At 57.0% G+C, this 21253-nt stretch carries 21 protein-coding genes; 4 read left to right on the top strand and 17 right to left on the bottom strand.

All coding sequences use genetic code 11. The features are described 5' to 3' along the window. The first annotated feature begins 102 nt into the window (after positions 1-102). Entirely contained in the window at positions 103-855 is a 753-nt protein-coding gene (locus tag OZ656_RS08505; RefSeq protein ID WP_183578979.1) for a helix-turn-helix domain-containing protein, read from the top strand. Positions 856-1070: 215 nt separating this feature from the next. Here OZ656_RS08505 and OZ656_RS08500 read toward each other — a convergent pair whose 3' ends face one another. Continuing rightward, the gene (locus OZ656_RS08500; RefSeq protein WP_011785332.1) at positions 1071-1841 is read right to left on the bottom strand and encodes a ferredoxin--NADP reductase; all 771 of its coding nucleotides are present in this window, start codon (positions 1839-1841) and stop codon (positions 1071-1073) included. A 136-nt stretch (positions 1842-1977) separates the two neighbouring features. On the opposite strand from OZ656_RS08500, the gene OZ656_RS08495 reads away from it, so the two are divergent. After that, complete coding sequence (locus OZ656_RS08495; protein WP_014421143.1) at positions 1978-2883, top strand: LysR family transcriptional regulator; 906 nt, start codon at positions 1978-1980, stop codon at positions 2881-2883. Here OZ656_RS08495 and OZ656_RS08490 read toward each other — a convergent pair. Further along, positions 2856-3467, bottom strand: a complete 612-nt coding sequence (locus OZ656_RS08490; protein WP_153740487.1) for a tRNA-(ms[2]io[6]A)-hydroxylase — start codon at positions 3465-3467, stop codon at positions 2856-2858. The genes OZ656_RS08495 and OZ656_RS08490 overlap by 28 nt on opposite strands. A gap of 257 nt (positions 3468-3724) precedes the next feature. Between OZ656_RS08490 and OZ656_RS08485 the strand changes: the two genes are divergently transcribed. Then, positions 3725-6319, top strand: a complete 2595-nt coding sequence (locus OZ656_RS08485; RefSeq protein WP_286896144.1) for a bifunctional aconitate hydratase 2/2-methylisocitrate dehydratase — start codon at positions 3725-3727, stop codon at positions 6317-6319. Between the two features lie 168 nt (positions 6320-6487). On the opposite strand, the gene putP is transcribed toward OZ656_RS08485, so the two are convergent. From putP to OZ656_RS08425, 12 genes are all read right to left on the bottom strand, one after another. Beyond that, on the bottom strand, positions 6488-7978 hold the full coding sequence (gene putP, locus OZ656_RS08480) for a sodium/proline symporter PutP (protein WP_379945158.1): 1491 nt from the start codon (positions 7976-7978) through the stop codon (positions 6488-6490). Between the two features lie 311 nt (positions 7979-8289). Beyond that, entirely contained in the window at positions 8290-9069 is a 780-nt protein-coding gene (locus OZ656_RS08475) for an AraC family transcriptional regulator (RefSeq protein WP_278350925.1), read from the bottom strand. Between the two features lie 98 nt (positions 9070-9167). Beyond that, positions 9168-9812, bottom strand: coding sequence for a dTMP kinase (tmk, locus tag OZ656_RS08470; RefSeq protein WP_014421140.1), 645 nt, complete (start codon positions 9810-9812; stop codon positions 9168-9170). Next, a complete protein-coding gene (gene mltG / locus OZ656_RS08465; protein ID WP_278350926.1) occupies positions 9809-10879 on the bottom strand; it encodes an endolytic transglycosylase MltG in 1071 nt (356 codons plus the stop codon). Before mltG ends, tmk begins: the two co-directional genes overlap by 4 nt. Continuing rightward, a complete protein-coding gene (gene pabC / locus OZ656_RS08460) occupies positions 10879-11697 on the bottom strand; it encodes an aminodeoxychorismate lyase (RefSeq protein ID WP_278350927.1) in 819 nt (272 codons plus the stop codon). The genes mltG and pabC overlap by 1 nt, the downstream gene beginning before the upstream one ends. A 6-nt stretch (positions 11698-11703) precedes the next feature. Then, on the bottom strand, positions 11704-12951 hold the full coding sequence (gene fabF, locus OZ656_RS08455; RefSeq protein ID WP_011785341.1) for a beta-ketoacyl-ACP synthase II: 1248 nt from the start codon (positions 12949-12951) through the stop codon (positions 11704-11706). A 125-nt stretch (positions 12952-13076) separates the two neighbouring features. After that, positions 13077-13310 carry an acyl carrier protein gene (acpP, locus tag OZ656_RS08450; RefSeq protein WP_008938713.1) on the bottom strand — a complete coding sequence of 78 codons (234 nt, stop codon included), beginning with the start codon at positions 13308-13310 and terminating at the stop codon, positions 13077-13079. A 132-nt stretch (positions 13311-13442) separates the two neighbouring features. Further along, positions 13443-14186, bottom strand: coding sequence for a 3-oxoacyl-ACP reductase FabG (gene fabG, locus OZ656_RS08445; protein ID WP_278350928.1), 744 nt, complete (start codon positions 14184-14186; stop codon positions 13443-13445). Positions 14187-14202: 16 nt separating this feature from the next. Then, complete coding sequence (gene fabD / locus OZ656_RS08440; RefSeq protein WP_278350929.1) at positions 14203-15141, bottom strand: ACP S-malonyltransferase; 939 nt, start codon at positions 15139-15141, stop codon at positions 14203-14205. Between the two features lie 127 nt (positions 15142-15268). After that, positions 15269-16240, bottom strand: coding sequence for a phosphate acyltransferase PlsX (gene plsX, locus OZ656_RS08435; protein ID WP_031210472.1), 972 nt, complete (start codon positions 16238-16240; stop codon positions 15269-15271). A 75-nt stretch (positions 16241-16315) separates the two neighbouring features. Beyond that, the gene (gene rpmF, locus OZ656_RS08430; protein ID WP_011785345.1) at positions 16316-16495 is read right to left on the bottom strand and encodes a 50S ribosomal protein L32; all 180 of its coding nucleotides are present in this window, start codon (positions 16493-16495) and stop codon (positions 16316-16318) included. Between the two features lie 30 nt (positions 16496-16525). Continuing rightward, positions 16526-17083 (bottom strand): YceD family protein, encoded by a 558-nt coding sequence (locus OZ656_RS08425; protein WP_014421133.1) that lies wholly within the window; start codon positions 17081-17083, stop codon positions 16526-16528. Between the two features lie 141 nt (positions 17084-17224). On the opposite strand from OZ656_RS08425, the gene OZ656_RS08420 reads away from it, so the two are divergent. After that, positions 17225-17818 carry a nucleoside triphosphate pyrophosphatase gene (locus OZ656_RS08420; protein ID WP_014421132.1) on the top strand — a complete coding sequence of 198 codons (594 nt, stop codon included), beginning with the start codon at positions 17225-17227 and terminating at the stop codon, positions 17816-17818. A 13-nt stretch (positions 17819-17831) separates the two neighbouring features. Here the strand turns inward: OZ656_RS08420 and OZ656_RS08415 are convergent, their stop codons facing one another. From OZ656_RS08415 to rluC, 3 genes are read right to left on the bottom strand one after another with little or no spacing between them, the layout of a single operon-like run. Beyond that, positions 17832-18881, bottom strand: a complete 1050-nt coding sequence (locus tag OZ656_RS08415) for a S49 family peptidase (protein WP_114434988.1) — start codon at positions 18879-18881, stop codon at positions 17832-17834. 29 nt (positions 18882-18910) lie between these two features. Continuing rightward, positions 18911-19561 (bottom strand): HAD family hydrolase, encoded by a 651-nt coding sequence (locus tag OZ656_RS08410; protein WP_114434987.1) that lies wholly within the window; start codon positions 19559-19561, stop codon positions 18911-18913. Then, the gene (gene rluC, locus OZ656_RS08405) at positions 19561-20475 is read right to left on the bottom strand and encodes a 23S rRNA pseudouridine(955/2504/2580) synthase RluC (RefSeq protein WP_235853429.1); all 915 of its coding nucleotides are present in this window, start codon (positions 20473-20475) and stop codon (positions 19561-19563) included. The genes OZ656_RS08410 and rluC overlap by 1 nt, the downstream gene beginning before the upstream one ends. Positions 20476-21253: the final 778 nt, after the last annotated feature.

The raw sequence follows: 21253 nt of genomic DNA, 5'->3' as shown, positions 1-21253 counted from the left end.
CGACTCGCGCATTCGGCCCTTCCACTGACCTACCTTGCCCGTCCCCCCTTCCTTTGCTATCAATAGGTTGTTCACTGGCTGGCGGTAAGGAAAGATAATCACATGGAAAGCGGCTGCATCATCAAACACTTCGAGAGCTACGCCCCTATCTCCCGTTCGGAGGCAGACCTGCTGGCATCCCTCGAGAAGAACCCAAAAGAGTACGGCAAGAACAGCAATGTCTGGTGCCAGGGAGATACCCCTGGAGATTTCTACTCGCTGAAGCAGGGCTGGGCCTACTCTTTCAGAGACCTGGAAGACGGCACCCGTCAGGTGCTGGACGTCTACGTGCCCGGTAATGTGATCGGCCTGAGGGACTATGCGTTCCGGAGCCGTGTATCCGGATTGAGGATGCTCACAGACGGAGTACTGTGTGCCTTTCCGCGGTCTCGCCTGACAGAAGTCTTCGCGGAATCCTTGTTGCTTTGCAATATTTTTTTCACGATCGGATCACGGGATCAGGCCATTCTGATCGAACGCCTGGTTAACATGGGCCGACGTTCCGCCCGGGAGAAAGTGGCCCATTTTCTGGTTGAAACCGTTTACCGCGTGGACAGAACCGTTACCCAGCCAAATCAGCCACTACACCTTCCCCTCACACAGTCACTGATTGCCGACGCGCTCGGCCTCAGTGCTGTCCACGTAAACCGGGTATTCCAGGAACTGAAGGACGAAGGCCTGGTCAGCTCCCCGAACTCCGGGGTTCAGCTACTGGAACTGAATCGCCTCAAGGAAATTGCAAGGTTCGACCCGACGTATCTCGAGGAAGACATCCAGGCTGCCATGGGCGAGGCGGGGCAATTCAGGCAGTTATAGACCCGAACCGCGTCAGCACCATAATCAGACAAGAGCCCCTTGAGGTCGCTGCCCCATCCACGGCGAACTTACGCCGTCTCCTTTACCCTGTGCTCGGCTAATTCTGCCTTGGCATCGTCCTGCTGTGAAAGAGCGAAAACTATACACACAAACTTTGTCGCAAAAAAAATCCCGGAGCGTTAACCCCGGGATTTTTCGCTCGTACTTTCGTCGAATTACTGCTCCACGAAGGCCCGCTCAATCACATAGTGGCCCATGTCGCCACCACGGGCTTCACGAAAGCCCATGTTATCGAGAATGGCACAGGTGTCCTTGAGCATACTCGGGCTGCCACAGATCATGAAGCGGTCCTGCTCCACGTCGAAGTCCGGAAGCCCCAGATCCCGGGTGATCTTGCCGGTTTCCATGGCATCGGTCAGCCGACCCTGATTTCGGAAGGGCTCGCGGGTAACGGTGGGGTAATACACCAGTTTGCCACTGACCATTTCACCAAAGAACTCGTTTTCTGGCAGTTCCTCAATCTCTTGCTGGTACGCCAGCTCGGAGATGTAACGCACGCCGTGGGTCAGAATCACCTTGTCATAGGCTTCGTAAACTTCCGGGTCCTTGATGATGCTCATGAACGGTGCCAGCCCGGTGCCGGTGCTGATCAGCCAGAGGTTTCGGCCCGGCAGCAGATTGTCCAGTACCAGCGTACCCGTCGGCTTGCGGCTGACCAGAATCTCGTCACCCACTTTGATCTGTTGCAGGCGCGAGGTCAGCGGGCCATCAGGAACTTTGATCGAGAAAAACTCCAGCTCTTCTTCATAGTTCGCACTGGCAATACTGTAGGCGCGCATCAACGGTTTACCATCCGTCTCCAGACCGATCATTACAAAATGACCGTTCTTGAAGCGGAAGCCGGGATCCCGACTGGTCTTGAAGCTGAACAGCGTATCGTTCCAGTGGTGCACACTGGTTACGGTTTCTTTCATCAGGTTGCTCATGGGAGCCCTCGCCTATTAAGGTCAGTCCATCAGGAATTGGGAATAGTTTAACCTTTTGCTTGAAATCGACAAAACGGGCTGTTTTCATAAGGCTATTCGATTTTTCCGATAAATAGCTTCCACCGGAAGAGACCCTATGAAATACAGCTTTCGTCAGCTCGAAGTTTTCCTGGCCGCCGCCCATTTCCAGAACATCACCCGGGCTGCCGAATCGCTGGCCATGTCCCAGTCCGCCGCCAGCAGCGCCCTGAAAGAACTGGAGAGTCAGTTCGATATCCAACTCTTCGACCGCGTGGGCAAACGGCTGCAATTGAACGAACTCGGCCGACTCTACAGGCCCAAGGCAGAGTCCCTGCTGGCGCAGGCTACGGAACTGGAGCAGGCCTTCAGTAAACATTCAGAAGTCGGCGCCCTGAAAGTCGGCGCTACCCTGACTATAGGGAACTATCTGGCCGTGGGCGTGATGGCCAAATACATGAATACCCCTACCCGCCCGAAAGTTTCACTGGAGGTGGCCAACACCAGCTCCATAGCCCGCCGAGTCCGGGACTTCGAACTGGATATCGGTCTGATTGAAGGCGAGCTACAGTCCCCGGAGCTGGAGGTAATTCCCTGGCGGGAAGACGAACTGACGGTATTCTGCTCTCCGTCACACCCCCTGGCCCGAAAACAGGCTCTGACCGACGAGGACCTTCGTCAGGCGGTCTGGATTATGAGGGAACCGGGATCTGGCACGCGGCAGAGCTTCGAACGGGGGATGCACGGCCTGTTGCCAGACCTCAACATCCTGCTGGAACTGGAACATACCGAGGCCATCAAACGGGCCGTCGAGGCGGATCTGGGCATCGGATGTCTGTCTAAAGTAGTCCTGGCCGACGCTTTCAAACGCGGTAGCCTGGTCCCCCTGAGCGTCCCCGACTATCGGAAATTCGACCGTCAGTTCTACTTCATTCTGCACAAACAGAAATACCGCAGCGCCGGAATCGCCCGCTGGATGTCACTTTGCCAGGAGCTTCAACCTGCCAGAACCGGGCCGCTGTGAAAGCGGAACTCGGAATCCGGAGATTCGATCAGCTTCTGCTCGATAGCCAGAAACTCCGCGACGCGGTCATCCACCGGGCCACCATTGGCCTGCTCGGCCAGCTTCAGGTAATCCTGGTAATGACGTGCCTCGGATTTAAGCAGGCTGTTGTAGAACTCAGCCAGCTTTTCATCCAGCGAGGGAGCCAGTGCCGCAAAACGCTCACAGGATCTGGCCTCAATAATGGCGCCGACGATCAAGACATCGACCAGCCGCCCGGGATCCTCTGTTCGTACCGCTTCCCGCAGGCCGGCGGCATACCGTGCCGGTGACAGATGGGCATAGGTAACCCCCCGCTTTTTCATGATCGCCAGTACCTGCTCGAAGTGCCTCAGTTCCTCACGGGCCAGACGCGACATCTTGTTGAGCAACTCGGTGTTGTCCACGTAGCGATACATCAGACTCAGCGCGGTGGACGCCGCCTTCTTTTCACAATGCGCATGATCGATCAGCAGCAGGCCCTGGTTCGCCAGGGCGCTGTCAATCCAGGTTTGCGGGGTACGGCACGGAAGGAAATCGTGAATTTCTTGCAGAGCATCGTTCATATCGGGGTTCAGGCTGAAAATTCGGGAGGCCGGAGTATAGCGCACTTAGCAGATTCCTCCGACCTCTGTCCAACTTAACTTTATAAGGGGTTTCCTATAGAATGCAGCGCCAGATCAAGGAGTCTCTGAATAAATCCTGAAACCCCATCAGTGATTTGAGGCGTTATTCAGAGGCTCCTGCGGCCTTTTCGCCAAAAAACTCCCGCCGGGCACCACGCCCACAGCGCGGAACATTCCAACTGATGAGGGTCCATATCGTGTTAGAAGCCTATCGTGAACACGTTGCCGAACGTGAAGCCCTGGGTATTCCCCCCAAGCCCCTGAACGCCGAGCAGACCGCCGCCCTGGTTGACCTGCTGAAGAACCCGCCGGCCGGTGAAGAAGAAACCCTGGTTTACCTGCTGGAAAACCGCATTCCGCCGGGCGTAGACGAAGCTGCCTACGTTAAGGCTGCATTCCTGTCTGCCATCGCCAAGGGCGAAGCCTCTTCCCCGCTGGTCAGCAAAGAATACGCTGTGAAACTGCTGGGCATGATGCAGGGCGGTTACAACATCGAGACCCTGGTTGAGCTGCTGGACAACAGCGAGTTGGCCGAACTGGCCGGTGAGCAGCTGAAGAAAACCCTGCTGATGTTCGACGCCTTCAACGATGTGAAGGAAAAGATGGACGCCGGCAACGCCGTTGCCAAGTCTGTGGTTGAGTCCTGGGCCAACGCCGAGTGGTTCACCAACAAGAAGAAGGTTCCCGAGAGCACCAAAATGGTGGTGTTCAAGGTGACCGGCGAAACCAACACCGACGACCTGTCTCCGGCCCCGGATGCCTGGTCCCGCCCGGACATCCCGCTGCACGCCCGCGCTGCCTATAAAATGGAACGTGACGGCCTGAAGCCGGAAGAGCCCGGCGTAACTGGCCCGATGAGCCAGATCGACGAAATCAAATCCAAGGGCCTGCCCGTTGCCTTCGTTGGTGACGTAGTGGGTACCGGTTCTTCCCGTAAGTCTGCCACCAACTCTGTTCTGTGGTTCTTCGGTGAAGACATCCCGGGCGTGCCGAACAAGCGCGCTGGCGGTGTCTGTATCGGTAACAAGGTTGCCCCGATCTTCTTCAACACCATGGAAGATGCCGGTGCTCTGGTATTCGAGGCCCCGGTTGACGACATGAACATGGGCGACGTCATCGAAATCCGCCCGTACGAAGGCAAGATCCTGAACGAAGCCGGTGAAACCATCTCCGAGTTCAAGTTCAAATCTGATGTGATCCTGGACGAAGTTCAGGCCGGCGGCCGTATTCCGCTGATCATCGGCCGTGGTCTGACCAACAAGGCCCGCCAGGCTCTGGGCATGGGCGCTACTGACATCTTCCGTCTGCCGAAAGATCCTGAAGCTGGCGACAAGGGTTTCACCCTGGCCCAGAAGATGGTTGGCAAGGCATGCGGTCTGCCGGAAGGCAAAGGCGTTCGCCCGAACACCTACTGTGAGCCGCACATGACGACCGTAGGCTCCCAGGACACCACTGGCCCGATGACCCGTGACGAGCTGAAAGACCTGGCGTGTCTGGGCTTCCAGGCAGACCTGGTGATGCAGTCCTTCTGTCACACCGCCGCTTATCCGAAGCCGGTTGACGTTGAAATGCAGCACACCCTGCCGGACTTCATCCGCACCCGTGGCGGTGTTTCCCTGCGTCCGGGCGACGGCATCATCCACTCCTGGCTGAACCGCATGCTGCTGCCGGACACTGTGGGCACTGGTGGTGACTCCCACACCCGTTTCCCGATGGGCATCTCCTTCCCGGCCGGTTCTGGCCTGGTGGCCTTTGCCGCTGCTACCGGCGTTATGCCGCTGGATATGCCGGAATCCGTTCTGGTTCGCTTCAAAGGCGAAATGCAGCCTGGCATCACCCTGCGTGACCTGGTACACGCCATCCCGCTGTACGGCATCAAGCAGGGCATGCTGACTGTTGAGAAGAAAGGCAAGATCAACGAATTCTCCGGCCGTATTCTGGAGATCGAAGGTCTGGAGCACCTGACTGTCGAGCAGGCGTTCGAACTGTCTGACGCCTCTGCCGAGCGTTCCGCTGCCGGTTGTACCATCAACCTGTCGGAAGACTCCGTGGCTGAGTACCTGCGCTCGAACATCGTAATGCTGCGCTGGATGATTGCTGAAGGTTACGGCGATCCGCGTACCCTGGAGCGTCGCGCCCAGCAGATGGAAGAGTGGCTGAAAGATCCGAAGCTGATGCGTGCTGATAAAGACGCGGAATACGCCCACGTGATCGAAATCGATCTGGCTGACATCAAAGAGCCGATCGTGTGCTGCCCGAACGATCCGGACGATGCCAAGTTCCTGTCCGAAGTGGCTGGTGACAAGGTCGACGAAGTGTTCATCGGTTCCTGCATGACCAACATCGGTCACTTCCGCGCCGCGGGCAAGCTGCTTGAGCAGCACAAAGGCCCCCTGAGCACCCGTCTGTGGATGTCTCCGCCCACCAAGATGGACCAGCAGCAGCTGATGGAAGAAGGCTACTTCAACACCTACGGCACTGCCGGTGTTCGCACCGAGATGCCGGGCTGCTCCCTGTGCATGGGTAACCAGGCACGTGTAGCACCGAAGTCAACGGTCCTGTCTACCTCTACCCGTAACTTCCCGAACCGCCTGGGTGATGGTGCCAACGTGTACCTGACCTCCGCGGAACTGGCTGCTGTGGGCGCGGTACTGGGCAAACTCCCGACTCCGGCGGAGTACATGGAGTACGCCAAGGACCTGAACAGCATGTCCAAAGAGATCTACAAGTATCTCAACTTCGACCAGATGGAAGAGTACACCCAGAAAGCATCTGAGGCTTCCGTAGCCTGAGATCTTCTGAGGTAACCTACCTCTGATCTGAAAACGCCAGCCTTCGGGCTGGCGTTTTTTTTGGTCCTGACACACAGGCCCGGCCACCCCCATGACCGGCGACACTCCATTGTTCAAGGACAAAAAAAGGGCTCCCGAAGGAGCCCCTTATTCAGTGCAGGTGAATTATCACCGTTCGATGTGCTGGTACTCACCGGCATCAGAAGTGGCCAGAGTCACCACAACGATAGCGACAAACGCTGCAATGAAGCCCGGGATAATTTCGTACACACCGGGGCCACCCATGAACTCACCGTTCCAGCCCAGAGAGATCCAGATCATCACGGTGGCTGCACCCACAATCAGGCCAGCCAGTGCGCCTGCACCGTTGGTACGCGGCCAGGTCAGGGCCAGAATGATCAGAGGACCGAAGGCAGCACCGAAGCCCGCCCAGGCGTTACTGACCAGCCCCAGAACCTGGGAATCCGGATCAGACGCGATAAAGGCTGCCACCAGGCCAACCGCCACAACACAGGCCCGGCCAACATTGACACACTCTTTATCCGTGGCTTCCTTGCGCAGGAACAGACGGTAGAAATCTTCGGTCAGCGAGGCGGAGGAAACCAGCAACTGACTGGAGATGGTACTCATGACTGCCGCCAGCAGAGCGGCGTACAGGAAACCGGTAATCAGCGGGTGGAACAGCAGATCTGACAGAACAATGAAAATGGTTTCCGGATCAGCAACGTCCAGACCATTCCGCACAGCGTAGGCACGGCCAAATACGCCCAGCGCGATCGCGCCAATCAGGGAGATGCCCATCCAGGACATACCGATGTTACGGGCAGTCCCTACCTCACCCACAGTACGGATAGCCATAAAACGCACGATGATGTGCGGCTGGCCGAAATAGCCGAGCCCCCAGGTAACCGCCGACAGCCAGCCAATCACCGTGAGCCCTTCCGTCCACGACAGGAGCGTTGGATCCACACTGTTCAGGGTATCGGAAGCCTGGGCGAAACCACCACCGCCTTCGCCGAACAGCACTACTGCAGGCATGATGACCAGAGCGAGCATCATGATGCAGCCCTGCACGAAGTCCGTCATGCTCACCGCGAGGAAGCCGCCAACAACGGTGTACACCAGCACCACACCCAGGGTGATCACAATACCGGCGGCGTAGTCGCTCATGCCACCGAAGTTGAAGATACCGGCGAAGGCGCTTTCAAACAGCTTGCCGCCGGCAACCAGGCCAGAGGCGGTATAAACCGCGAAGAACAGCACGATAACGATGGCGGATACTGTGCGCAGCGGCAGAGCCTTGGTTGGGAAACGGTTGGCCAGAAACGCCGGGATGGTGAGTGCATTGCCATAATGCACGGTCTGCTCCCGCAGCCGGGGGGCAACCACGACCCAGTTGATGAAAGCACCAACAAACAGGCCGATACCAATCCAGGCCGAGGCCAGACCGGTAACATAGATGGCGCCGGGCAAACCCAGCAGCAACCAGCCACTCATGTCTGATGCGCCGGCTGACAAAGCCGCAACTTTAGGACTGAGGGCACGGCCCCCCAGCATGTAATCCTCAGCAGTGGCTGATGATGTGCGCATGGCCCAGAGGCCAATTACGATCATCAGGGCGAAATACGCAAATAGACTGATCCAAACTCCAATAGCCATATGGCTCCTCCGGTTTTATGAGTCGGATAAGATCCGCTCGATTGGCACAACACCAGATCAAAGATCGGCACTGTGTGCCGTTTTTTGTATGTCTCGGATTCGTCAGACCTGTAGCAAGAATCAACTTGCCGGGATTCCTCATTGAATATAGCTGATCGCCAGATCTTTGCGACCAGCCAGCTCAGCTCCGGAGCCTCGGTCCTCGGGCGATATAAATTAGTATTACTACGGATTCGAGGCTTACAAAATCCTACGATTATTTTGCAGAATCCTACGGGACTGACGTCAAAACCTACGAATCCATGCCTGAATCAGGCCACATGTTCATTCAGTTGTAGCCTGGAAGGTGTAATGCCCCGGTGTTTTCTGAGCGCGTTGGTCAGCGCACTTTGCGATGAAAAGCCCGTGCGATAACTGATTTCAGAAACCGAAAGCGAGGTCGAGGAAAGCAGCCCAACGGCCTGATCGAGGCGGGTCTGCAGCAGAAACTGATGCGGCGTGGTCCCGGTAACCTGACGAAAAATTTCGTGAAACCGGCTCACACTCAGGCATGCGACACCAGCCAGATCCTGAACGGTTATCTTGCGGTGAAGATTGCCGACGATATAGCGGCGGATGTCCTCGGGGTTGAAACTGTTTCTGTTACTGGAAACGGGGGGCCGGTCGACGATGCGCTCAGCCATGCAATGAAGAATACTGGCGGCGAGGTGCTGATGCAGCGCCCGGTTATCCGGTGAACGGTCGAATTCACCGGCGGCAAACTGGACCAACCCCTGAATACGGTTATCCATCTTTACCGTACGCGGCTTCTCAAACAGCCGCATCAACTTGTCGTAGTCCGAGTGCAGTGGTGTCGACAGTGCTGCGCAGAAGGGATCAACATTGATGACCAGCACGTGGTTTTGCTGATCCCCACAATAATCGTGGCGCGCCTCTGTCGGCACCAGACAGGCTTTCCAGGTGTCGAGGCAGGCACCGGATCCATCAATGCTCAGCTCCGCCTGCCCGCGCACACCGACCACGATCTGGTGGTGTTCATGGTGATGCTGTTGGGCAGCCGTGGGTAGCTTCAAAAGTTTCGCGTTGAGCATTACTACTGAAAGCCGTTATCGAGAATGTTCCTCAATTAAAGCAGAACATTACAAAAAGTGCACGAAAACACCTGGAGTCGCCAGCGATCTGTCTGCTGTCAGTCAGAAACCGGCAGTTTTGCCAATGCGGTCAGGAGGGCTGATACACTCTCGGATACCTGCTCGAGGGGTAAGGCGGCGTTTACCACATGGTAGCGCCCGGGCATTTCCGTCGCGCGCTCCAGATAGGTTTCCCGTATCCGCTGAAAAAATGCCTGCGCCTCCTGCTCAAACCGGTCAAGCTCACCGCGCTTTCGAGCACGAGCCATACCGGTTTCCACAGGCGCATCCAGCAGAATAACGTGGTCCGGACGCACCTCACCCTGAACCAGAGCCTCAAGCAACGCAATCCGTTCTCGGGCAACGCCACGACCACCCCCCTGATAGGCGAAGGTGGCATCGGTAAACCGGTCACAGAGAACCCACTTACCGGCGGAAAGTGCCGGGAGGATTCTGTTATGGAGGTGCTGAGCCCTGGCGGCAAACATCAGCAGCAGCTCGGTGGTTTCGTGTACTGACTCCTCTCTGGGGGCCAGCAACAGCTCACGGATGCTTTCTGCCATTGGGGTGCCACCTGGCTCACGGGTCACAATGTAATCAATACCAAGCCGTTCCAGGGTTTTCGCAGCGTTATCCAGCTGTGTTGACTTACCAACCCCTTCGGTACCCTCGAATGTAATGAATCGCCCTCTGGCCAAAATCATTGCTCTCCGTTACTGCTGGTTTCTGAATCCGGGGCCGGGAATGAACGGTAATCTTCCCGGCGGTTCAGTTGGAACTCACGCACGGCTTTCTGGTGCTCGGCAAGCGTACGGGAAAACTTGTGGCTGCCATCCCCCCGGGCGACAAAGTACAGGGCATCGCCGTCATCCGGATGCAACGCGGCATGAATGGACTCTCGCCCCGGTAATGCAATAGGCGTTGGCGGCAGGCCATCAATTCGATACGTGTTATAGGGCGTCCATGTACGAAGATCGCTGCGACCAATCCGGCCCCGATATTTGTCACCCATACCGTAAATAACCGTTGGGTCCGTCTGCAGGCGCATACCCTTCTGCAGGCGCCGGACGAAAACACCCGCCACCTGTTGTCGCTCGCCGGCCACTCCGGTTTCACGCTCCACAATCGACGCCATGATCAGTGCCTCATAGGCGTTGTCGTACGGAAGCCCTTCCTCACGGTTCTGCCATTCCTCCTCAAGAACCTCGGTCATGATGTTGTAGGCCCTTCTGAGAATATCGAGATCGGTTTCACCACCGTGAAACAGGTAGGTATCCGGGAAAAACCAGCCCTCGGGATGCTGCCCTTCGGCTCCCAGAGCCGTCATGATCTCCTCATCCGTCCAATCGGTGGTCTGCCTGGTGAGCCTGTCGGTGCGCGCCAGCGCTGCCCGCATCTCGGCAAAGGTCCAGCCCTCGATAAACTGCACGGACCAGAGCTTGACCTTGCCTTCTACCATCATGTTGATCATGTGGACCGGGGTCATACCGGAGGTGAACTCGTAGTCCCCAGCCTTGATCAGGGTCTGCTCCGGGTTCAGGCGCCCGTGAATCCGCAGCCAGAGCGGATCATCCACAAATCCTTGCGCAGCCAGCTCCCGCGCAACGCGACCAAACGCCGTGCCGGGCTCGACAGAAAACAGAGTCGGCTCGTCAAGGAAAACCGGGGTCTCAAGTGTTTTCAAACCCTGCCAGAGCCAGAGACCACTGCCAGTAACCGCCAGAACAGCAAGAGCAACAATACCTACGAGTAGCTTTTTGAACACGCGCATCAATCCGGTCGCTTATGAGGATCACAAATTGTCGCAAGCCGGTTGCCCACAGGCAAATCAAGGCCCGCCAGATTGCGAACCGGAACAACTCCAAGCACGCTGTTGGTCAGGTACAGACCCTGGCATTCGCGGCCCAGCAGGTCCTCCACCTGCAGCTCACATTCCCGGAAAGGCTCACCCGCGGCATGCAGGCATTCGATCACTTTTCGGCGCATCACACCGGAAACCGCCAACGAGGCCGCCGGAGGCGTTCTCCAACCATCTGGGCCATGCAGAAATAAATTGGTCCGGGTACCTTCAACCACATGCCCTGCCGCGTTGGTCATCAGCAACTCAAATGTTGGATCCTTCATTTCCCGGGCCGCCATAACCTGCTCCAGCCGATTGAGGCTCTTGATGCCAGACAGGAGTGGATTGACCGTCAACGGTACCCGGGAGAAGTCCACCATGACCCCGGTTTCGGGCGGCAGCGGAGGAAGAACGGAATGGAACAGATACAGATGAGGGCTGACATCAGCTGCCGGCCGATACCCGCGGCCACCGCTGCCACGGGTTACCACCAGCTTGAGCACCCAGTGGCTGCCGCCATGAATGGCCCCATAGCGCTGCATTGCGCCGGCAACCGCAGACTCAAGTTTGGGCCGACTCAGAGAAATACCCAGGCGCCCGGCATCCCGCACCAACCGGTCAAGGTGATAGACCAGCAAAGGCGCGGAATCCACGTTCACCCTGATGGTTTCGAACAGGCCATCTCCATATGCCAGTCCCCGGTCAGCAGGGGGCTGGCAGTCGTCGTCTGCCCAGTAGAGCTTCAACACCCGGGCTCAACCCTCGTAGCGGCTGACGATCAGGGTCCCGTTGGTGCCGCCAAAGCCGAACGAATTCGACAGCGCGACCTTCACATCGGCATCTCTGGATTTGTGCGCCACAAAGTCCAGATCACAACCTTCATCCGGATGATCAAGGTTGATGGTGGGCGGCAACACCCCGTCCCGGACTGCCAACACCGAGAATATAGCCTCAACGGCACCCGCGGCGCCCAGCAGGTGTCCGGTCATGGATTTGGTGCTGCTCATGGCCAGTTTTTCCGCATGGCTGCCAAACACCGATTTGACTGCAGCCACCTCAGCCACATCGCCAACCTGAGTAGAGGTTCCATGGGCATTGATATATCCGACCAGATCCGGGCTGATGCCGGCATCGCGGATGGCATTTCGCATGGAGCGCGCCGCGCCCTCGCCATCGGCCGGGGGGGCCGTGATGTGATGGGCGTCATCGCTCATGCCAAAGCCGATGACTTCGCCGTAAATGGTTGCTCCTCGCGCCCTGGCGTGTTCCAGCTCTTCCAGAACCACAACGCCGGCGCCATCACTGAGTACAAAGCCGTCACGGTCACGATCCCAGGGGCGACTGGCCTTTTCCGGCTCATCATTGCGGGTCGACAGGGCACGGGCGGAGGAAAACGCCGCCACGCCGCTGCGTGTGGTCGCCATTTCAGAGCCGCCGGCCAGCATGACATCGGCATCGCCGTAGGCGATGGTTCTGGCTGCATAGCCGATATTGTGTGTTCCGGTGGTACAGGCGGTCACGATCGCAATATTCGGCCCCTTGTAGCCGAAACGGATCGCCGCATTTCCGGAAATCATATTGATGACGGATGCCGGCACAAAAAACGGCGAAACCTTGCGCGGGCCGGCCTTATCCATCTGAAGAACGTTCTTTTCGATGTATTCCAGGCCACCGATACCTGAACCTATGGCGATCCCTACCCGCTCCTTGTCGAGCTTGCTGTATTGCTCAAGGCCGCTGTCATCTACCGCCTGCTGCGCTGCAATCAGACCATAGTGAATAAAGGCATCCAGCTTTCGTGCTTCCTTGCTGGACAACCAGGGCTCGATATCAAGATCCTTGACGGCACCACCAATGCGAGTGGTGTACTCGGATGCGTCAAAGCGATCAATCAGTCCGATGCCACTGCGCCCGGCACGAATGGCCTCCCAGGAAGACGTCACATCATTCCCCACCGGAGAAAGCATCCCCATTCCCGTGATGACAACCCGTCGCTTGCTCATATCCCCAATCACCCGATTGTTCCGTGTCTGATGGTTCACTGCTGGCCAATGTCCGGCCAATAAAAAAGCCGTCCTTCAATAAGCCCAAAGGACGGCTTTTGCCTGGCTATCTGATTCGCAGGGTATCAGGTGTGCGCGACAATGTAGTCGATCGCGTCCTGAACGGTGCCCAGCTTTTCGGCCTCTTCGTCAGGAATCTCGGTCTCGAATTCCTCTTCCAGGGCCATAACCAGCTCAACAGTGTCCAGTGAGTCAGCGCCAAGATCCTCTACAAAAGAAGATGTGTTCTGAACTTCGGACTCTTTCACGCCCAACTGCTCACAAACAATCTTCTTAACGCGCTCTTCAACTGTACTCATAATGTCCTCACTTTATGTGTCAACCAAGCAACTCTATGGCTGCCAGTTTAGTTTAAACCCTACCTGCAAACAAGCAGGGATTCTGTCAAACATGTTGTGCGACAAGGGGTTGCACACCAGCCCGGAACGGACTTAACCCATGTACATGCCGCCATTCACATGAATGGTTTCTCCGGTTACGTAAGCGGCGCCGTCCGATGCCAGGAAAGCCACCACAGCGGCAACCTCCTCCGGCGACCCCAGGCGACCAGCCGGTATGATTTCCAGCATAGCCTCACGCTGCTTATCGTCCAGTTTTTTGGTCATGTCTGTGTCAATAAAACCCGGTGCCACGCAGTTCGCCGTGATACCGCGGTTAGACATTTCCTTGGCCAGGCTACGGGTAAAACCCTCAACACCGGCCTTCGCCGCACAGTAATTGCCCTGCCCGGGATTTCCCATACCAGCAACCACCGAGCTGATATTGATGATTCTGCCCCAACGGGCTTTCGCCATACCACGCAATACCGCCTTGCTGGTGCGATAGACGCTGGACAGGTTGGTTTCCAGAACCTCAGCCCAGTCCTCGTCTTTCAAGCGCATCAGAAGGTTATCACGGGTGATGCCGGCATTATTGACCAGAATCAGCGGCGCACTCGATTGCTCGGCAAGCTGCTTGAGGCCAGTCTCGATGCTCTCGGGCTCTGCCACATTCATAACAATGCCATAGCCACTGAAACCCGCTTCTTTCAGGCCATCGGTAATGGCCTGAGCCCCCTCGGCACTGGTCGCGGTACCCACCACTTCGGCTCCCTGCCGGGCAAGTTCATGAGCAATGGCTTTTCCAATGCCTCGACTGGCGCCGGTTACCAATGCAACTTTGCCTTCCAAAGACATAATTCACTCCGTGTAATCAGGACTGACCAAAGGCCTTAAGGGCTTCAGCCAGAGAATCAGGACTCTCGATGCCGTGAACCGGCAGAGAACGATTGATACGTTTGATCAAACCGGCCAGTACCTTGCCGGCGCCACACTCAACAGCCACACCCACCCCTTCGGTGGACAGCCGCTGTACCGAGTTTGTCCACAGCACTGGTGAGTATAGCTGCTTGAGCAGATTGGCTTTCAGCACCTCTGCATCCCTAGCCGGCTCAGCATTGACATTCTGGACAACGGGAATGACAGCATCGTTAAACCGAATATCCTCCAGGGCTTCAGCCAACTGTTCCGCCGCTCCCTTCATGAGTGCACAGTGGGAGGGAACTGAAACCGGCAACGGCATGGCCTTACGAGCGCCTTTTGCTTTGCAGGCTTCAATGGCCCTTTCAACGGCCGCTGCGCTACCGGCAATAACCACCTGGCCCGGCGCGTTAAAGTTCACTGCGGCAACCACATCACCCTCAGCAGACTCCTCACAGGCCGATACCACATCCGAGTCCTCGAGACCCAGAATGGCCGCCATACGACCCTGCCCTTCAGGCACAGCATCCTGCATCAGTTCACCGCGCAGCTGAACCAGCTTCACAGCTTCGATAAAATCCAGGCTTTCCGCCGCCACCAGGGCGCTGTATTCACCCAGGCTGTGGCCAGCAACATAATCCGGCCGGGGACCATCAGATACACACCACTGCCGCCACAGCGCAACACTTGCGGTCAGCAGGACAGGCTGAGTAACCATGGTTTTATTGAGCTCTTCGGCGGGGCCATGCTGGCAAAGATGCCACAGGTCATAGCCGAGAACGTTGGACGCCTCGTCAAACGTTTCGGTGATCATCGGCCACGCTTCAGCGGCAGCAGATAACATGCCGAGTGACTGGGAGCCTTGTCCGGGAAAAACAAACGCTGATTTCATAAGCGGAATCTTATCGTCATTGAAGGGTTACTGAAGATTAGCCAATAGTACAATCAGGGCCAATTATCCGCGAATAAGAGCCGGGATGCGGGACGACTTTAGTCGCGCTCCCGATAACGAGGAGGGATCATAACATCAGATCATCGAGTCTTTCGTTGATCCTTCGTGGCACTTCCAGCTGAACTTCACGAACTGCCTGCCGGATCGCCGCCAGCATCGCCCGCTCATTGGCATTGCCGTGGCTCTTGATGACCACACCCTGCAATCCGAGCAGACTGGCGCCATTGTGCCTGGAAGGGTCCATCAATTGCAGAAGTCGCCCGATAATCGGCCGGGCCAGCAAGCCCACAAAACGACCGTACATGGAGCGTGTGAATGCCTGTTCCAGTAATTCGATCAGCAGGCCGGCAACCCCCTCTCCGGTCTTGAGGGCTATATTGCCCACGAAACCATCGCACACTACAACATCGGCGACATCGCGAAAAAGGTCACTTCCCTCGACATAACCGATGTAGTTGATAGTGTCGCACTGGGCCAACATGTGTGATGCGAGCCGGACCTGTTCATTACCCTTGATCTCTTCCTCACCGACATTCAGCAGCGCCACCCGTGGCTCGGACTGGCGGCAGATAGCGGATGCCATCAGGGACCCCATCAGGGCGTACTGGTAAAGATTCTCCGCTGTGGAATCCACGTTGGCCCCAAGATCCAGGACATGACAACGGCCACGCAGAGAGGGGATCAGCTTTGCGATGGCAGGACGTTCAATCCCGGGATACATTCGAATGATCGAGCGACCGAACGCCATCAGGGCGCCGGTGTTTCCGGCACTGACGCAGCCCTGCGCTTCTCCGTCCCGCACGAGACTGAGCGCAATGGCCATAGAGGAGTTTTTCTTGTGGCGAAGGGCATGGGAGGGCCGCTCGTTCATACGAACGACATCGGCAGCCTCGACAATGCGGATACGGGCATGCCCCTCATGCAACAAAGCCTCGAGCTCACTCCGGATTCCCACCAGAACAAGACTCAAGGCTTCGTTTTCACGCACTGCTTCCAGCGCAGCATGGACGACAACCGCGGCACCGCGATCACCGCTCATGGCATCAATGGCAATGGTGACCGGCTTGTTCACCACTCGTCCATGCGGCACAGGTCAGAAGAAATTCCCGACGAATTACTCGTCGCGAGCCTCAACTACCTGCTTGCCACGGTAGAAACCGTCCGGAGACACGTGGTGGCGACGATGAACTTCACCAGTTGTTGCGTCGGTAGACAGAGCAGCAGCACTCAGTGCGTCGTGTGAACGGCGCATGCCACGCTTTGAACGAGTTTTACGATTTTGCTGTACAGCCATGGTTATGCTCCTGACCTATTTTCGAATACGTTAATGCTTTGTCGTCTTAAGTCCCGCCAGTACACTGAACGGGTTCTCTTTTCTTTGCTCTGTCTCGGGCTCTTCGGTAGCCTCGGGCACTTCGAGCGCTTCAAGATCTTCTTTTGCCGGACACTCTTCCCGCTCGTGGAGCGGAAATGGCGGCAGCACCAGAAGCAACTCGTCTTCCACCATTGCCCAGAGATCGGCGTTGAAATCTTCTACCAGAAATGGTTCCAACGCTTTCGGCAACCGCTGCGCCTGCTCATCACTGATGACCAGACCGAGATCAAAACGGGATTCCAGAGTCACCTGCATGTCACCCATGCAGCGCTGGCATTCCAGAATGACCGGCGCAGACAACTCGCCCGACACTATCCGGCGACGCTCCCCATCCCGATAGAAAGACAGCTTTACGCTGCACTCACCATCTTCCGGCAGTCCCGGCACAGCTTCACGAAAACGAGAAAGCCCCTTGAAAGGAATTACCCCTTCAAGCGTTGTGTTCTGCTCTGCCAACTTGTTTGGGTCGACAGATCTGGGCAGTTCGACGATCGGCGCTTTGGACATAGGCGCGCAATTTTAGGGGCGAGACCAGCCTCTGTCAAAGACTTAATCGACTTTCTGCCGGGCCTTTCGCCCGGAATAGGGGTATTTTACGATATGAGCCCCAAAGAACTCCCATATCCAACCGACCGGACCTGAAACCCCATGCTTCCTCCCAAGCTGCTACTGGCCTCTTCCTCACCCTACCGCAAGCAATTGCTGGCCCGGCTCGACCTCGCGTTCGACACTGCCAGCCCCGACATTGACGAAACCCCCATTCCAGGAGAAGCAGCCGAAGCCCTGGCCGTCCGGCTTGCAGAAAGCAAAGCAAAAGCTCTCGCCCCGCGCTTTCCGGACCATATCATCATCGGCTCCGACCAGGTGGCGGCATTACCGGATGGCAGCCTGCTGAGCAAACCCGGCCACTACGACACAGCAAAACAGCAATTGATGCGAAGCAGTGGCAACCGGGTTCGCTTTCTCACCGGCCTGGCCGTTCTGGATACCCGAAGCGGCAACCTTCAAACGCACTGCGAACCGTTTGAGGTGCATTTCAGGGACTTACAGGAAGAGGAAATTGAAGGTTACCTGCAGAAAGAGCAGCCTTACGACTGCGCGGGCAGCTTCAAGATGGAAGGTCTTGGCATCGCCCTGTTCAGCCGCCTTCAGGGCGACGACCCCAACAGCCTGATCGGCCTGCCGCTGATTGCGCTCACCCGTATACTGAGAGAACTGGGCATCAATCCATTGCTGGACTGATGCCCGAGGCAACTTATCGGAGCTCCAGTCGTGACTCCATCAACCGGGTTGCGACACCTTCACCAACGGCCACCCCCAGCTGATCCACAAACTCCTGAAAAGGAGAGCGGCTGCGACTGTAATCGACAAGCTCCTCTTCGCCCACCAACTGGCGCGCGACCCAGGATGAACTGCCCAGACCATCTACAAGTCCCAGCTCTACCGCCTGCTCACCACTCCAGACCAGACCACTGAACAGCCGGGGATCATCCGCAAGGCGATCGCCCCGCCCCTGTCTGACCGCTTCAATGAACTGCTTATGGGTGTTTTCAAGCACACCTTGCCAGAACGCAACCTCTTCCTCCTGCTCCGGCGAGAACGGGTCCAGGAAAGCCTTGTTGTCGCCTGCGGTATAAAGACGACGATCCACGCCAATCTTTTCCATCGCCTCAGTGAAGCCAAAACCACCGGCCACTACACCAATCGATCCGACCAGACTGGCCCGGTTGGCGTATATCTCATCGGCTGCTGCGGCAATATAATAAGCGCCCGATGCGCCAATATCAGAAATCACCGCGTAGATCTTCTTGTCGGGATACTCCTCCCTCAACCGCTTGATCTCATCATAGACATAGCCGGACTGCACCGGACTGCCACCCGGGCTATTAATCCGCAGCACAACCGCCTTCGAGCTCTCGGCCTCAAACGCGGCACGCAATGCCCCGACCAGGTTATCTGCGCTGGCCAGCTCATCAGCAGCAATTGGGCCATTCACCTCTACCAGCGCGGTATGGCTCCCCACTGTGGCCCCGACGCCTTCTCCGAAGGGAGCACGAATCATGAACAGCAGCGCAAACAGATATCCGAACGTGAGCAGCTTGAAGAAAATACCCCAACGACGGCTGCGCCGCTGCTCCGCCTGCAAGGACATCACCAGCTTTTCGATCAGACGCCAATCACGCCCCGTCTCCGGCGGCATCGACGGATTCCTGCCGCCAAACAAGCCACCTCGGGCGCCCCGGGCTTCTGGCTCAACGGGCTTGTCACCCCACTCCGACTGCTTATCCGAATCCCACTCGCTCATCCGTATTCCTTACTTGCAACGTCCTACTGTTAGCGCAGACCCAACACCTTCCGGAGGTCCGCCACTGAATTCACCACTGCATGGGGATCATAGGTCTCAAGCACATCCCGTTTGTGCACCCCCCATTCCACACCGATGGAGGGCATACCAATACGCTGAGCCATCTCCAGATCGTAACGGGTATCGCCAATCATCACAGCCTCTTCCGGTTCATAGCCGTAGAACGCCAGAATTTCCTCCAGCATCAACGGATGCGGCTTGGACCGGGTTTCATCCGCACAGCGGGTGGTATCAAAATGGGCTCCCAGACCACTGGAGGTCAACGCCAATTCAAGGCCCCGCCGACTCTTGCCCGTCGCCACCGAACACCCGCGCCCGGACCCCCGGAGATCGGCAACCACATCTGCCATGCCGTCGAACACATTCTGGGGCGTGGTCACCTTCTTGAAGAAGTAACCGGCATAACCTTCACGAATACGAACCATCTCTTCACGGCTCAGACCAGGATACAACTTCTCCAGCGCCTCAATCATGCCCAGACCAATAATATCGCGATAGGCCTCCCGCTCCAGCTCCGGATACCCCAGCTCCGTTGCTGCCTGGTGCAGGCTGTCAGCGATATGGTCCACTGAATCAATCAGCGTTCCGTCCCAGTCAAAAATAACGACTTTTACCTTCATTAAGACCGCTTCCCGCTTCGCTTGGTCAATTCTTCGAGCACCCCGGAAAAGGGCCCGTCGTATACTGCTTCCAGCCGCATGGGCTCACCCGAACCCGGAAGCGAAAACTCAAGAGCCCTGGCGTGCAACATCAAGCGCTGCCCACCAATGGCCCGGAAAGCTTTCAGGCTCGCATCATCCATATACTTGTCATCCCCGGCAATCGGATGACCCGCCCAGGCACTGTGTACCCGAATCTGGTGAGTTCTTCCGGTCACCGGCGATGCCTCAACAAGACTATACCCCTGAAATCGCTGCAAACAGGTAAACAAAGTCAGGGAACTCTTGCCCTCCTCACTGACCCGAACCCGACGCTCGCCATTAGGCATCTCAAAACGCAACAGTGGCTCAGCAACACGATCAACATTTTCCGGCCAACTGCCGACCACCAGAGCGTGGTAATACTTGCGAATCCGCTTCTGCCGCAGCTCATCCTGCAAAAACCGTAACGCGGATCGCTTTTTGGCCACCATTACCAGACCAGACGTATCGCGATCCAGACGATGAACCAGTTCAAGGAACCTGGCTTCCGGCCGGGCCGAGCGCAACACTTCAATCAAACCGAAACTCAGTCCGCTTCCACCATGAACCGCTATACCGGAGGGCTTGTTCACCACCAGCATTTCATCGTTCTCGAAAACGACCGCAGCCTCCATAACCCCCTGCACCCGACTGCCGGGCCTGGGCTGCTCCGCCCTGGCCTGCTGCACCAGCGGCGGAATTCTGACCACATCCCCCGGATTAAGACGGGTATCAGGCTTTACACGCCCTTTGTTTACCCGCACCTCACCCTTTCTGACAATGCGGTAGACAATGCTTTTAGGCACCCCCCGCAATCGTGCAAGCAGGAAATTATCCACCCGCTGCCCTGCCATATCCTCATCAACGGTAATCCACTGAACCTCTGTCGCCACCTTTCCCGGAACACGATCAGTCCACGTTTTTACAACGGCCTTTCCGACTTCACGGACCTTCCCACTGGAGGGGCGACGACCCTTTGTCTTACGGGAATCGGGGGAGCGCGACATGTAAACCCTTGCGTTGATGAATTGCGGCATCGTATGGCCGCCCCAGCATACCGGGACGGACGCAACTGAGGAGTTGCCTGGCCACGCCGTACCTGTTATATTCCGGCGTGCTCTGCCGTTTGTCTACGGCCTGACGAACTCTGGTCAGAAGCCGGAGCGGCAGCAGTATACCGATACTGATTAAGAGTTTGAACGCTGCAAAACCAATCATTAACGGATGCAGCGGGAAACAGACTCCCGGAATCACAGGCCAGACCGAGAAAGGCTGTTACCTGCTCCGGGAGAGGAAAACCGACTGGAAAACCGTCGGGCGACATCGCGAAGAATCATTGCCACGCAAACCCGGGCCGTCCAGCAAACCAATACGACGTGAGACCCAGGGGCTTGTGTGAACCTGAAACGGATATTATGCGTCAACAGACTCTCACCCTATTCGACCTCGACCTGCCCACCGGCAGGCGGGATGTCGGCGGTGGTCTCAGACACCCAGGATTGCACCCCATAAGGGTATGATCCGTCTGGCCGCCGGCCTGCCTGCTGTAAAGGGCCCGCGGCACGCACATCCTGCTTCGCTGATGCGAATCCCCCCGGTTTTCTGTCACCAACAAACGACAGGAACCCTTTC

It is taken from the genome of Marinobacter sp. LM1 (assembly GCF_042763285.1).
GTDB classification, from domain to species: domain Bacteria; phylum Pseudomonadota; class Gammaproteobacteria; order Pseudomonadales; family Oleiphilaceae; genus Marinobacter; species Marinobacter nauticus.
The sequence above is the reverse complement of the archived record's forward strand: the minus strand, read 5'-3'. Positions and strand labels throughout refer to the sequence as shown.

What these genes read in the sequence shown, in the direction of transcription:
- fabF (WP_011785341.1), bottom strand. Translation starts at nt 12,951, where the DNA reads ATGAGCAAGCGACGGGTTGTCATCACGGGAATGGGGATGCTTTCTCCG.
- OZ656_RS08410 (WP_114434987.1), bottom strand. Translation starts at nt 19,561, where the DNA reads ATGAAGGTAAAAGTCGTTATTTTTGACTGGGACGGAACGCTGATTGAT.
- OZ656_RS08505 (WP_183578979.1), top strand. Translation starts at nt 103, where the DNA reads ATGGAAAGCGGCTGCATCATCAAACACTTCGAGAGCTACGCCCCTATC.
- acpP (WP_008938713.1), bottom strand. Translation starts at nt 13,310, where the DNA reads ATGAGTACAGTTGAAGAGCGCGTTAAGAAGATTGTTTGTGAGCAGTTG.
- OZ656_RS08490 (WP_153740487.1), bottom strand. Translation starts at nt 3,467, where the DNA reads ATGAACGATGCTCTGCAAGAAATTCACGATTTCCTTCCGTGCCGTACC.
- tmk (WP_014421140.1), bottom strand. Translation starts at nt 9,812, where the DNA reads ATGATTTTGGCCAGAGGGCGATTCATTACATTCGAGGGTACCGAAGGG.
- OZ656_RS08500 (WP_011785332.1), bottom strand. Translation starts at nt 1,841, where the DNA reads ATGAGCAACCTGATGAAAGAAACCGTAACCAGTGTGCACCACTGGAAC.
- fabG (WP_278350928.1), bottom strand. Translation starts at nt 14,186, where the DNA reads ATGTCTTTGGAAGGCAAAGTTGCATTGGTAACCGGCGCCAGTCGAGGC.
- OZ656_RS08415 (WP_114434988.1), bottom strand. Translation starts at nt 18,881, where the DNA reads ATGAGCGAGTGGGATTCGGATAAGCAGTCGGAGTGGGGTGACAAGCCC.
- rpmF (WP_011785345.1), bottom strand. Translation starts at nt 16,495, where the DNA reads ATGGCTGTACAGCAAAATCGTAAAACTCGTTCAAAGCGTGGCATGCGC.
- mltG (WP_278350926.1), bottom strand. Translation starts at nt 10,879, where the DNA reads ATGCGCGTGTTCAAAAAGCTACTCGTAGGTATTGTTGCTCTTGCTGTT.
- putP (WP_379945158.1), bottom strand. Translation starts at nt 7,978, where the DNA reads ATGGCTATTGGAGTTTGGATCAGTCTATTTGCGTATTTCGCCCTGATG.
- fabD (WP_278350929.1), bottom strand. Translation starts at nt 15,141, where the DNA reads ATGAAATCAGCGTTTGTTTTTCCCGGACAAGGCTCCCAGTCACTCGGC.
- plsX (WP_031210472.1), bottom strand. Translation starts at nt 16,240, where the DNA reads ATGAGCGGTGATCGCGGTGCCGCGGTTGTCGTCCATGCTGCGCTGGAA.
- OZ656_RS08475 (WP_278350925.1), bottom strand. Translation starts at nt 9,069, where the DNA reads ATGCTCAACGCGAAACTTTTGAAGCTACCCACGGCTGCCCAACAGCAT.
- rluC (WP_235853429.1), bottom strand. Translation starts at nt 20,475, where the DNA reads ATGGCAGGGCAGCGGGTGGATAATTTCCTGCTTGCACGATTGCGGGGG.
- OZ656_RS08495 (WP_014421143.1), top strand. Translation starts at nt 1,978, where the DNA reads ATGAAATACAGCTTTCGTCAGCTCGAAGTTTTCCTGGCCGCCGCCCAT.
- OZ656_RS08425 (WP_014421133.1), bottom strand. Translation starts at nt 17,083, where the DNA reads ATGTCCAAAGCGCCGATCGTCGAACTGCCCAGATCTGTCGACCCAAAC.
- OZ656_RS08420 (WP_014421132.1), top strand. Translation starts at nt 17,225, where the DNA reads ATGCTTCCTCCCAAGCTGCTACTGGCCTCTTCCTCACCCTACCGCAAG.